At 65.7% G+C, this 12520-nt stretch carries 10 protein-coding genes and 2 pseudogenes; 9 read left to right on the forward strand and 3 right to left on the reverse strand.

Features of this window, described 5'->3' with window-relative positions; all coding sequences use genetic code 11:
- A partial coding sequence (locus tag ACFYO0_RS05905) for a YncE family protein (protein ID WP_388671298.1) occupies window positions 1–280 on the reverse strand: 280 nt, incomplete at its 3' end.
- A 903-nt stretch (window positions 281–1183) separates the two neighbouring features.
- Window positions 1184–1348 carry a Scr1 family TA system antitoxin-like transcriptional regulator gene (locus ACFYO0_RS05910; protein WP_388672728.1) on the reverse strand — a complete coding sequence of 55 codons (165 nt, stop codon included), beginning with the start codon at window positions 1346–1348 and terminating at the stop codon, window positions 1184–1186.
- 1114 nt (window positions 1349–2462) lie between these two features.
- Here ACFYO0_RS05910 and ACFYO0_RS05915 point away from each other — a divergent pair.
- Window positions 2463–3866 (forward strand): condensation domain-containing protein, encoded by a 1404-nt coding sequence (locus ACFYO0_RS05915; protein WP_388671301.1) that lies wholly within the window; start codon window positions 2463–2465, stop codon window positions 3864–3866.
- Window positions 3867–4151: 285 nt separating this feature from the next.
- On the opposite strand, the gene ACFYO0_RS05920 is transcribed toward ACFYO0_RS05915, so the two are convergent.
- Complete coding sequence (locus ACFYO0_RS05920) at window positions 4152–4406, reverse strand: transposase (protein WP_388671304.1); 255 nt, start codon at window positions 4404–4406, stop codon at window positions 4152–4154.
- Window positions 4407–4430: 24 nt separating this feature from the next.
- Between ACFYO0_RS05920 and ACFYO0_RS05925 the strand changes: the two are divergent.
- The 8 genes and pseudogenes from ACFYO0_RS05925 to ACFYO0_RS05960 form a co-directional block, all read left to right on the forward strand.
- Window positions 4431–4559, forward strand: a pseudogene (locus tag ACFYO0_RS05925) (ATP-binding protein); the annotation flags it as partial.
- Window positions 4560–5968: 1409 nt separating this feature from the next.
- The gene (murF, locus tag ACFYO0_RS05930; RefSeq protein ID WP_388671307.1) at window positions 5969–7405 is read left to right on the forward strand and encodes a UDP-N-acetylmuramoyl-tripeptide--D-alanyl-D-alanine ligase; all 1437 of its coding nucleotides are present in this window, start codon (window positions 5969–5971) and stop codon (window positions 7403–7405) included.
- 245 nt (window positions 7406–7650) lie between these two features.
- Window positions 7651–8100 (forward strand): hypothetical protein, encoded by a 450-nt coding sequence (locus ACFYO0_RS05935; RefSeq protein WP_388671310.1) that lies wholly within the window; start codon window positions 7651–7653, stop codon window positions 8098–8100.
- Window positions 8078–8508: pseudogene (locus ACFYO0_RS05940) on the forward strand (long-chain fatty acid--CoA ligase); the annotation flags it as partial. The gene ACFYO0_RS05935 and the pseudogene ACFYO0_RS05940, both read left to right, overlap by 23 nt.
- Before the next feature lie 237 nt (window positions 8509–8745).
- Window positions 8746–9075, forward strand: a complete 330-nt coding sequence (locus ACFYO0_RS05945) for a hypothetical protein (RefSeq protein ID WP_388671313.1) — start codon at window positions 8746–8748, stop codon at window positions 9073–9075.
- Between the two features lie 892 nt (window positions 9076–9967).
- On the forward strand, window positions 9968–10201 hold the full coding sequence (locus ACFYO0_RS05950) for a hypothetical protein (protein WP_388671316.1): 234 nt from the start codon (window positions 9968–9970) through the stop codon (window positions 10199–10201).
- Between the two features lie 626 nt (window positions 10202–10827).
- Window positions 10828–11049 carry a hypothetical protein gene (locus tag ACFYO0_RS05955; RefSeq protein WP_388671319.1) on the forward strand — a complete coding sequence of 74 codons (222 nt, stop codon included), beginning with the start codon at window positions 10828–10830 and terminating at the stop codon, window positions 11047–11049.
- Window positions 11050–11706: 657 nt separating this feature from the next.
- The gene (locus ACFYO0_RS05960; RefSeq protein ID WP_388672730.1) at window positions 11707–12336 is read left to right on the forward strand and encodes a hypothetical protein; all 630 of its coding nucleotides are present in this window, start codon (window positions 11707–11709) and stop codon (window positions 12334–12336) included.
- The last annotated feature ends 184 nt before the right edge of the window (window positions 12337–12520 follow it).

Below are 12520 nucleotides of genomic sequence, written 5' to 3' on the forward strand. Positions count from 1 at the left end.
AGACGGTGTTGGTGGTGGTGTCGATCACCGACACGGTGTTCGAGCCGACGTTGGTGACGTAGGCGCGGGTGCTGTCCGGGGTGACTGCCACGCCCGACGGGCTGTTGCCGACGGGGATGGTGGCGGTGACGGTGTTGGTGGTGGTGTCGATCACCGACACGGTGTTCGAGCCGACGTTGGTGACGTAGGCGCGGGTGCTGTCCGGGGTGACTGCCACGCCCGCGGGGTTGTTGCCGGTGGGGATGGTGGCGGTGACGGTGTTGGTGGTGGTGTCGATCACCGACACGGTGTTCGAGTCAGAATTGGTGACGTAGGCGTCCTCCGTCTGGCTGGGGGGTGGTGGCGTGGGCGACGGCCCGGCTTCCGCTTCCGATAGCCCGGTTCTCGCACTCGACACACTGTCCGAGCGATTGTTGGAAGCGTTGTCCGAGCGATTCTTGGAGACGTGGACAATCGGTTCCGTCTGGCCGGGAACTGGCGGCGTGGACGACGCCACAGCCATCGATGTCGACAGCCCGGCCGCAACGACTACTCCGAGCAGCGTAATTCCGACCCGAAGCCACCAGCCCGCGGTGGTAGGTGCGATTCGTCTCTTCCGCAACCGGACCTCCATCTCATGCGACGCACGCCAAGGCGGCAGCGCTTTCATAGTGATGTCGCGAGCATAGGAATGCCCCGTCTTTCCGACGCGAGCATTGGACCGTCTGTGGCGAGTCGCCCAGCACTCACACCCTCCAAGCGGCGGAATGGTCACACCAGGTCATGCCCAACCACCGTTATGGCCGTGTGTTTGGTCCCACCTGAGCCGAGGGCTTCGGCGTAGTCGCCGGGCACCGGTTCATGACGGTCCCGGGCGATGGCCACCTGGGCGCAACCTCGCCATCGGAGCCCTGCGGCTGGCCGGCGCGACCAGCGTCGCCGCCGCTCTGCGACACAACGCCCGCAACGAGGACCGCCGAAGCCCTGCGGCTGACGCACTCCGGTTGCCAGGACGGTGAGTGGGTCAGAGGCCCGGCCTTGCAGCCCGCACCGCGACCGCAACTCCAGCACAGAGAGTGATAGCTGCCTGAGTTGTCCACTGCGTTATCGCCGTAAGTCGTAGGCGAGGGCGTATTCGGTGATCTCCACCAGCTCCCCGGAGTACGACTCTCGGTGTAGGCCACGGCGGGGCCCCGCTCAAAGCTCAGGAGTTCAACGACCCGTCTTCGGACCGGGTGTTCGCTCTGTCCGAAGGGCAGTACCTGTACGACACGTGCGGAGTCCGCGCCATGCGGAGCACATGCGCCAGCTGCTCGCTCATCACTGCGTGGCCTCCGACGGGGCGGCGAATGACCGCCTCATCCAGGATGCACTACAGCAGTGGCGGAGCGCTGCGTCGGAGGATGGCGTGCCGCTCAAGTCAGGGGCCCCATGGCGCCGCTGGGCTGGCAGGTCGAGAACCTGCCATGTCTGGGCTGGGCGGCGCATCCGTGTTGCAGGCTCCCCAGGGGCATGATCATATCTTACCTAATGCCGCAAAGGGGACATTCCGTAGTGGCAGCGAGAGCAGGCCGCTACCTGACCCGGCCTGCCAAGCCCGTGGGAGGACCAAATGTCTCACCTCATACTCCGTTCAGCCGCCACCCCTGTGCTGACTGCCACGCCCCTCTTCGCGGCCGTGCCCGCGCAGGCCGTTCCCCAGCAGCTGCCCTGCCAAGCCGACATCCAGAAGACCGACGGTGACCTGACCAGCACGGTCACCCTCACAGTCATTTATGACGTAGACGAGAGTGCGGAGGCGAGGAGACCACGACGGTCCGCACCCACTGACAGCCGCGCCGGCAAAGGCGGCTCCAGGCCGGGACGACAGCGTCGGCCGCACCCGAGCAGCAAGACCGGTGCGACCTGCCAGCCCGGATTTTCCGCCCCGGACAACAAGTGCCGCTCGCGCGATGGCCATACCTGCACCGGCTCGCTGTTGTCCCGTCACCTGCTGGTGCTTGCACTGCGTTTCATCCCGCAACCGCAGAAGGAGAACAGACGGCGGCCGTCGCTGTGGCGGAGGCTGACGGGCTGGTGGCGCAGCCAAGGACCCCGGTTCGCTGCCTGAGAACGGGTGAGGCGATGTCCAACTGGTCCCACCACGAGGAGATCGTCGGAAGAGGAATCGGTTCCAGGGCTGTCTTCGGCCGGGCGCTGCTTCCACCACACCGACGACGAGCCTCCTGGACTGGCTGGGACGCCGGCAGCCGCCCGTTCGTACCGTTACTTCCCTCGTCCTGGTGGGTGCCCTCATCGCCTTCATGGGCCTGCGCAGGGCGCTGCGGCGGCGGTGACCGCCCAGCCTTCTCTTTCTCGCCGGGCTGCACGGGAACGCCTGGGCGCGCTGGTGTTTGCGGCAGGTCCGCCCCGCATCGACGCCAAGAGACGGTCCGGTCCGAGTCACCGCCCCTCTGCACCCCATGTGAACGGAGATGCCTGCCGTGCGAATGACCGACATCCAGCATTGCGAGGCCCGGCCGGGACTCCTCGTCGAGTGGACGCTCGATCAGGAGGCCATCGAGACAGCGACCGGTCTGCCCGAAGATTCCCGACCACCGGCGTATGTCCAGGAGTCGCACATCCGGACGGCCAAGTCGGTACGCGAGGACGGCCTGTTCGTTCCGACCTGGCTCGGCACGGCGTTCGACATCCCGGGCATGGTCGACCTCGACGTACTGCAGGACGCACTGCGGGCCTGGACCCTCCGGCACGAGACGCTGCGCAGCGGCTTCCGCTGGGCCGGCGACGAATTGCGCCGGTTCACGCTCGATGCCGAGGCCGTCGTACTTCATCGCGAGGTGGTCGGCGAGTTCTCCGACGTGGAGAGACTCGTGCAGCGCCTCCAGGACCGCTTCGACGTCGCGGCGAACGCGCTCAGCTGGCCGAACTTCATCTACGCGGCGATCGTCCGGGACGACGGCACGAGCGTGTACATGGCCTTCGACCACAGCAACGTCGACGGGTACTCGATCCAACGGATCCCCGCCGAGATCCACGAACTCTGCGCGGCGGCCGTCGAGGGCCGTCCCATTCAATGGGAACCGGTCGGCAGTTACGTGGACTTCTGCGAAATCGAGCGGGCAGACGCGGACCGGATCGACGACACGCACGAAATCGTCGCCCGCTGGCGAGAGTTCATCGATCTGTGCGGCGGGGACCTGCCGAACTTCCCCGTCGATCTCGGCCTGGATCCCGGCGGCGCTCTGCCCACGCAGAAGCTCATGCACGACATGCTCGTAGACGCCGACGACATCGCCGCGTTCGACGAGGCCTGCCGGCCCTTCGGCGGGGTTCCGGTCGGCCTCCTGGCTGCCACGAGCCTCGTCGTCCACAAGATCGGCGGCGAACCCGCCTTCCGGACAGTCGTGCCGTTCCACACACGCGCGAAGACCGAATGGCAGGACTCCGTGGGCTGGTACGTCGGCGGCGCGCCGATCGAGATTCACACGGCACAGGCAGTCGATTTCCGGTGCATCCTGGAGATGGTCCACACCGCGGTGCACGCCAACAGGCCGATGGCCCGCATGCCCATCAGCCGGGTGCTGCGCCTGCTCGGCTCGGACTTCCGCCCGACGTCGCCCGACCTGTACTCGATCGTCTCGTTCATCGATGCCCGGCATCTGCCCGGATCAGAGCGCTGGACCGAGCTGAAGGCGTACGGCCTGGTCAGAGTGTCCTACGGGGACAGAGTGTGCGCCTGGTTCAACAGACTCCACGAGGGACTGTACTTCGCCGGCCGCTACCCGGACACAGACATCGCCTACAAGAACATGCGGCTGTATGTCGAGCAGATGCGGGAGGTCATCCTCTCGGTGGCCCGGAACGGCCCCGGCGAGCCCGTCTGACGGGACCGACGTCGGGTATCGCCGCCGGCGGTGGTGATCACGGCCGGACAGCGGGTCGATTCCCCAGGCGAGCGACACCGGCGACTTGACCCACCGCCTCGTGGTGTCGGTCGTCAACCAACGATCGGACGGGCTCGTCACAGCCGATACGCCCCTGCCTCTAGGGCGCGCCGTACTGCAGTTGTGCGGGGTGCGGCGGGTTGAAGCGGAAGTCCTGAACCGCTCGAAGGAGCTCGTGCAGGAGTTCCTTCCCGCGCACACCCACCTGTTCCCCGCAGACCGGGCTCAACCCGCCCGCCCAACCAGGCGGCCGACGCGCCGAACCGATCGGTGCCTTCCGCGATCCGCGAGCAGCTGCTGGCACAGGCCGTAGACCGTCTCCCAAGGGCCGTACCGCTCGGGCACGTACCGCCAGGGAGCACCGGCGCGGGTGCGCCAGCGTATGCCGTCCATCAGCTGCCGCTTGTGTGCACCGGCGGCCGCCCGGGCTTCTTCCCGACCGGGAGCAGCGGCTCCAAGCCTCGATCGCCGAGCCGTCATCTCCCTTCTTCGGCGCCTGCGTACGACGAAGTCCTGGCCACCGCGATCCTTGACCGCCTTCTGCACCACTGCGAGGTCGTTCCGATCAACGGCAACAGCTACCGGCTCAAGAACCGCCTCCAGGCCATCGAGTGGGACACTGACGTGGCCTGAGCGCTGGTGCAATAACTCCGTACTCGGTGGTGCACCCAGACGAGTACGCGGTCAACCAGCCTGACAAGGCGGCGCGCCGACGACGTGGCAAGACCGACGCCGTCGACGGGGAAGCCGCGGCCCGCCCCGTGCTGTCCGGTCGCGCGACCGCGAAGACGAGCGACGGCCCGGCCGAAGAGCTGCGGTTGCTCAAGCTCGCGAAAGGGTCCGCGATCAAGTCCCGGACCCAGGCCATCAACCAGCTCAAGAGCGTCCTGGTCTCGGCCGACACCGCCTTTGCGCGAGTCGCTGGCCGGGCTGAGCAACCTGCGTGTGGACCTCGGGCGCTGCAACCCGGATACGGCCCGCAAGCTGGCGGCCTTGTGGGACGGCCGCCGATGGCTCGCGTAGGGCGACGAACGCGGAGAGGCAGAAGGCGGTTTTGAGCTGCTTGTCACCGCGTCGGTCACTCGGATGCCGGTTCCAAGTGGTCCTGTGCTCTGTTCGGTTTGAAGATCGGATGGACAGCGCGTTTCGCCTTGACATAGGGAAGGAGGGTGACATGGACGGCATCATTGACCTCCTGGTCAGTATCAGCCTCGGCCTCGGCGGCATCCTCTAGTAGATGCCTTTGGCCGATTAGCTCCAATGTGGCTCAGTGGTCGTAGGCGATCAGCGACATCGGGTCGTGCCCATGATGAGGGTGCTGGTTCCGAGGTCATCGCCAGAGGCCGCTGGGCCACACGCTTGCCTACGCCTTCGATGGTGCGGGCAGCCTGCTGTTCGAGGTCGGCGGCGATGCAGACCTTTCGGACCCAAGTACAGTCGGCCGGGCCTGGCCCCCAGAGACTGACCTCGGCGGCGTCTTGGACGAGACAGAGCCGGTACCGTCCGCCCACGGCCAACCGCGTCCGCGCGATCACTTCAGCCAGTGCCGGATGCGGCGGTGTTGTGATATATCACGCCCGGTTCCTGTTCCCGAGGCGTCTCGCGCAAGGCGGCTGCGATCACCCCCGGCCAGCAGGTTCAGCCCTGTGAGGGCCTCGGACAGCTGTACACCGCGCGCTGCCAATGCCCGCGGTGAGCAGTCCCGATGCGATTCTCGCGCGGCGGAGCGTGCAGATGGTCGGGCGACTTGCCGGCGGATCTCCTGCCACACCTACGGGCGTGGCAGGACCAGTACATCCCCGTTCCCAGTTGGCGCGGGTACCGGTGGCGGCCTGCGGGGATGCGTTCGTGGGGTGGTTGGTTGGGAGCAGGCGGTCGTGGCAGGGAGCATCAGGCATCAACACTCTGTTGTGCCTGCAAGCCTGGAGCCCGGTGTGTCCGGCGCACCGCTCGGGAGGCGGTCTGTACGCTCCGGAACGAAAAATCCCGGAACTGGCGCGGCTGCCAAGCGGACCAGTCATGATCCCGATGGGAGAACGGCCATGATCCCGATGAGCCTGCAAGAAATCGCGACCGTTGTCGGCGGCAGACTCCACAACGTGCCGGACCCTGGTGCCTTGGTCACCGCGCCTCCCACCTTGGATCCGCGAGAGAGCGGCCACGGGCTGTTCGTCCCTCACGTCGTTGAACGCCCCGACGGCTCGCGGGCTGATTCTCACCCGTTCGCCGCCCAGGCCGTCAGGTCGGGCGCAGTGGCGGTGCTCACCGAGCATCCGGCCGAGGAGCCTGCCGTTGTTGTGCCGGATGTGCAGGCCACTCTCGGCGTCCTGGCCGCGCACCTGGTCGGCCGGCTCTCCAAGACCATGGTGATCGGTGTGACGGGCTCGTCAGGCAAGACCAGCACCAAGGACCTGACAGCTCACCTGCTCGGACACGCGGGACCGACGTTGGCGACTCCAGGCAACCTCAATGACCGGATCGGACTGCCACTGACTATCACCATGGCCAACGCCTCCACCCGGTACCTGGTTCTGGAGGTGGCCCATCACGGCCCCGGCGACATCCGGTACCTCGCTGGGATCGCCCGGCCGACGGTGGGTGCGGTCCTCAACGTCGGCACTGCCCATATCGGCAGGTTCGGCAGCAAGCAGGCCATCGCCCAGGCCAAAGGTGAGCTGGTCGAGTCCCTGCCTGCCGACGGCCTCGCGGTCCTCAACGCCGACGACCCCCTGGTGCGCGGCATGGCTGACCGTACCAAGGCCTCGGTGGTTCTTGTCGGCCGAGCGCCGGACGCCGAGGTCCGAGCCGAGGACGTGCGCCTCGACAGGTTCGGCCGTGCGCACTTCACCCTGTGCACGCCCGAAGGGAGGGCGCCGGTCACCCTTCGGCTGGTCGGTGAGCACTTTGTCACCAATGCGCTCACTGCCGCTGCCATCGCACGCCACGTTGGTCTGTCGGTCGACTGGATCGCCGCCGCGCTCGGGGAGGTTAAGGCCGTGACCCCCGGCCGTATGGAGGTCTTCGAACGACAGGACGGTGTCACCATCATCGACGATGCCTATAACGCGGCACCCGAAGCGGTGCGGGCGTCCCTGACGGCTCTGGCTGCGATGGCGAACGGCCGGGACACCATCGCGGTCCTCGCCGGGATGCACAAACTTGGCGACGCTTCCAAAGAGGCGCACGCTGAAATCGGCCGGATGGTTGCCGAACTCGGGATCTCCGCACTGATCGTCGTCGGGGGGCAGGAGGCCCCATGGCTGGAGGAAGGAGCACGATGGCTCGAAGAGTCAGCGCGCTCCCACGGTGCGGACAGCGTCCTGGTACCGAGCCGGCAACAGGTGCGAAAGATGCTGCAAATGCTTGTGGAGCCCGGCGACATGGTCCTGCTCAAGGGGGCGCGCGACGCCGGCCTGCAAAAGCTGGCCCGGGAACTGCGGAACGACACCACGGCATCGGCTCAGCCGTCCTTGGGTTGAACTGTTCGAAACTCAGCGGGCAAGGACCGCTCTCGTCGACACCTCATTGACATTGATGACGTGTGTGCGGCTTGCCACCGTCGGGGCAATCAGCGACAGCTCCGTGCAGGCGAGCACCACAGTCCGGATCACTGTGACGGCCGATCTCCAGTCGCTCGACCCTGTGGGTGAACTTCTCCTGGTCGGGAACTGGGTCTCACCTCGTTTGACCGCTCGATGAAATCGCTCGTGAGGCCGGAGCACCTTTGCTGGCCGAGGCGGTGGGGAAGTGGCCGGGCTTCACCTTGGAGGGCGGCGTTTGCAGCCTGGCGCGTCGCGATGGTCTGGCCACCGTGATGTACACGGCGTTGGAGGAGATGGGCGAACTGCCCGAGCACTACTTCCAGGCAGTGGGCAGCGCCGCCGGGGCGATCGCGTCACACGAGGCCGCCAAGCGTGTGCGCGAGGCGACGGCTTCCCGGAGGACTGCGCTGCCCCGGCTGTCTTCTCTCACAGAGCTCTGGCTTGGCCCTATCCAGGAAGGCGAGATCCCACGCGATTTCGCCGTGCTGCTCAACCTCACGCGTGGAGGACGGGCTCGGCTGTCCCAGGACGGCGTTCTTCAGCAGGCCGAACCGATCTGCGTGTGCGGTCAACATCACCGTCGTGCTCTGCTGGCTCGCGCTCCTGCTCATCCGCATAGCCGACGACAGTGAGGCCCTCATCAAGGGCGGCATCGTCTTCGGCACCTACTGGAACGGCCAGGCCGCTGCCGACGCCGTACTCACCGCCGACTGGTTCACCAGCGATGACCTGGGCCGCCTCGACGTGGATGGCTACCTCACCATCACCGGCCGCAAGACAAGAGGGGCGTCATCATCACCTCCGTCGGCAAGAACGTTTCCCCGGCCGAACTGGTCTCCGACCCTCGCATGCGCGCCGATGTCCAGAAGGCCGTGGACGCCAACCAGGCGGTCTCCCGCTCCGAGTCCATCCGCGAGTTCCGCTTCGTGGAGGGCGAGTTCACCGAGGACGACGGCCTCCTCATGGCGTTCCTGAGGATCAAGTGGCACGCGGTGACGGCGGCGTACGCGGCTGAGATCGATGCGCTGTACGGAAGCTGACACTCCCGCACACGGAAGTGGTGGGCATGCGCCGCTGTGGCCGCCGAGCCGGGGGATGCGGGGCTGCAACGAAGCGTGATCAGCTGAATGGAGCAACGCGTTTTGCGTGATTCATGTGCCCGTGGTCACATCTTCCCGAAAAGGCGCGTAAGGGAATTTGCGCGCCACGGTCGTGGGTGACCGTCTGTGGCGGCCTGCCCCCCCAGTGACACTTGAGAGGACCTCATGCCTCACCGCATGCTCCGTTCGGCGGCCACCGTGCTGCTGGCTTCCGCACCGCTCTTCGCCGCCGTGCCTGCGCAGGCTGCCGTGCAGCAGGGCTTCCCCTGTGACGTCGACATCGAGAAGGAGGATGGTGAGGTGACCAGTAAGGTCACCCTGACCATCGCATGCGACGAGACGCGGACCGTCGATACGAGAATCGCCGTCGGCAACTCCGTCCTGAAGAACCGACAGACCGTTCAGGCCGGCATTGAACAGAACTTCACGGTCACCGTGAACAAGGTCCCGCAAGTCTGCGCCACGTTCGAGACCGAAGATGAGGCCACCACGATCTGCACCACCTGACGGTGCTCCGTTAGCTTCGTCGTGGCCTCAATGAGGGCCTCCTGATTCCCGGGCCCGGTATGACTGTTGCCCTCTGTCGGGCGGATGACCTGTGGCGGTTGTGTCGCCGGGCTCGGGGGCACCGACTGGCCGCTGATGACAGACCTGACCGTTGTTGAGTCCGACGCAACGCCGGGCGGCTCGCGGGAGACTCGTCTGCGTATCGTTGGATGTGCGTGTGCGGTGCCGACGCCTTCGGGGCCGGGATGACCACAACCACCCTCGGGGGTGCGGTGTTCGACGCCAGCGGGTTCGGGCCTACCTGAGCCTGGACGTTGGCTGGGCGACAACCGCGGTCGCCCTCTGAAGCCGGCCGGTAAGACTGTTTACGACAAGCGACCGCCCAACAACGAGCCGAACGTGCAGGCCGTTTTCGATAAACTGCGTGCCAAGCTCGGTGCTGATCCGGCCTCGAGTTTCTTAGAGTCCGGGGGATTTCTGAGAACAAACATAGCCGCCGCCTATCCAGCTGTCCGCAAGGGCCTGGGTGGGCGGCGGCTATTGCTGTATTGGCTCGTAGTGCCATTGCCGAACGGTGGACCGTCAGTCCCTTTGGTTGTAGTGCGTGTGTCAGCGGAATTAGAGAACCGCTGCTGAGTGCTGACTAATGACCCGCACATTCGGGCTGGGGTTCGAGATGGCGGTGATTCAACTGCACTGAACTTGTGTGTCGTTGCTCTATTGGGTGGCCGACCCGATGTGACCTGGGCATTCGTAACCGATGTCACCTGCAGTGCAGGGCCATGTGGATGAAGTTCCGGGCACAAGGCCATTTGAAGTTGTGTGGCCTTCCGCGTCAAGGCAACATCGATTGCGTTCTTCCAACGGGGAAGAAACAGAACGGAGATACCAAATGCGCAAGTCCATGAAGCGCGGTGCTGCCTCGACCGTCGCGGCGGTGGCCCTCCTCGCGGGAGCTGCCTCGGCTGCCAGCGCCTCCGAAGGGGGTTACGACGACGACCCGTCCATCGTCATCGTCAACGAGAACACCAACACCAACACCAACGCGAACGAGAACACCGCCACGGCCACCGCCGCCGCCGACGCCTCGATCGTCGAGGAGATCGTTGAAGCGGTGGCGGGCTGAGCCCTCGCTTGATCGTTCGAGTCTAGTTCGGCGGTCAGGGGCACCCTTTCTCGATTCTCTTGGGGATCGTGTCCCGACCTGAAAGCGTCTTTCCCTGACGGGCGGATGAGGTGACATCCCCATCCGCCCAGGGAGAAGCGTTGCTCATAGGCTCCGCATCGCAGGCGCTGTTATGCCACCCTTGACAGGGCTCCTCTCGTCGGCGCCCGTCTGAGGCACGTAGCCGCCGCTCATCCCGCTGCCCACAGGGCCTGGGTGGGCGGCGGCTATTGCTGTATTGGCTCGCAGTGCCATTGCCGAACGGTAGATCGTCAGTCCCTATGGTTGAAAGTAGTGCGTGTGTCAGCAGAATTGGAGAACCGCTGCTGGGTGCTGACTACCGACCCGCATATTCGGGCTGGGGTTCGAGGTGGCGATGATTGAATTGCACTCAACTTGTGTGTCGTTGCTCCGTTGGGTGGCCGACCTGATGTGACCTGGGCGTCCGTAATCCATATCACCTGCTTGTGCAGGGCCATGTGGATGAAGTTCCGGGCGCAAGGCCATTTGAAGTTGTGTGGCCTTCCGCGTCAAGGCAACATCGGTTGCGTTCTTCCAGCGGGGAAGAAATGGAACGGAGAAATCAAATGCGCAAGTCCATGAAGCGCGGTGCTGCCTCGACCGTCGCGGCGGTGGCCCTCCTCGCGGGAGCTGCCTCGGCTGCCAGCGCCTGCGACGAGAGCAACAGTGGTGACGAGCCGTCCATCGTCATCGTCAACGAGAACGAGAACACCAACACCAATGAGAACACCAACACCGCCACGGCCACGGCCGCGGCCGGGGTTGACATCAGCGAGCTGCTGGGCTGATCCCCCTGGAGCCGGATGGTGATCGTTCGATTGCAGGCCGGCGGTCAGAGGGCATCTTTTCTCAATTCCCTGGGGGATCGTGGCCCGACCTGAAGGCGTCTCTCCCTGACGGGCGGATGAGGTGAAATCCTCATCCGCCGAGGGAGAGGCGCTTTCCCTTTCCTTGGGTTGATCAACTGAAAAGGCGTCATGCCGCAGGTGATCGCACGAAGTAGCGCACATCGGAGGGGACATGAGTGACACGATCATCCTGCCGCGTTGTCCGGAAACGGGTAAGGCCTCGTTCCGTACTGAGGACGAGGCTCGTGTCTGGATTGTCAGGCAGCCGTTGATCGAGAGGATTCCGGACCGGATCTATCGGTGCCCCGGGTGCCGGTACTGGCACTTCACCGGGTCGCATCATCTGACCAGTCAGAAAATCCAGTCGCGGCGAAACTATGGCAGGCGTGAAGCCGCTCCCCGGCGCAGTCGTAGGAAGAGAGGGAGGAACTGACGAGAGAGCCAGTTCATTCGCCCCCACCGTGCCGCTGTCGGAAGACCAGCCGAACGGCTGAGGCACAGGTCGGCTTGGACCGGTTCCTTCGGTTTCAATGCCGGCTTCTCCCACTTATTTCGAGCAGGAAGACGACCAGATTGCGACAGAACCTGAGCAGGGGAATGGTCGTGGCAGCCGCCGCGACGAGCATTCTGTCCCTGTACGGCGCCCCGGTGTTCGCGGACTCGCGTGCCGAGGGAGCCTCCGGGGCATCGTCCGGCGCCCTGTCGGGCGGCGACGTCGAGGCTTCGGTGGACATTGACGCGGACGACGACGACAATTCCGTCGGTGTGAGCGCCGACGTCGACGCCTCCGTCGAGTACCCCCGGAACAGTGGCCCGGACGAGCGCGGATCGAATGGCGCTTCCCGCGGCGTCGATTACGGCGATGACAGCGGCTACGGGGACGACGACGTCGGCTACGGGGACGACGACAGTGGCTATGGCGACGACGACAGTGGCTATGGCGACGACGACGTCGGCTACGGGGACGGCGGCGACGACTCGCACACGCCGCCCGACGAGCCGTCGACGTCACCGCCTGCCACCACTCCGCCGGAGGTGACGACGCCCACGCCGCACCCGTCCACTCCGGCTGCCGAGCCTCCGGCGTCTGAGCCCCCGGCGGAGCCGCCCTCGCTCGCTGAGACCGGTGGTGATGAGCAGGTGCTCCTGGCCTCGGGTGCTGCCGCGCTGATGCTGACGAGCGGCGCCATTCTGTACCGGCGAGGTCGAGCCGCTTCGCTGAGGTAACGGGGATTCACGCGGGAGTACTTCCCTCGGGGGCCGGACGGAGACTCGTCCGGCCCCCGAACTCGTCCTCGGCCAGGGCTCACTCGCGTGGGTGGTCAAAGGGTGGCCAGGCAAGGGACTCCGCTGGCGGGGTCGCCGTATATGTGACTCGATGTCGGGAATAGCTCAGAGGAATGGGCGGCAG

This window comes from Streptomyces sp. NPDC006365 (assembly GCF_042870755.1).
GTDB lineage: Bacteria > Actinomycetota > Actinomycetes > Streptomycetales > Streptomycetaceae > Streptomyces > Streptomyces xiangluensis.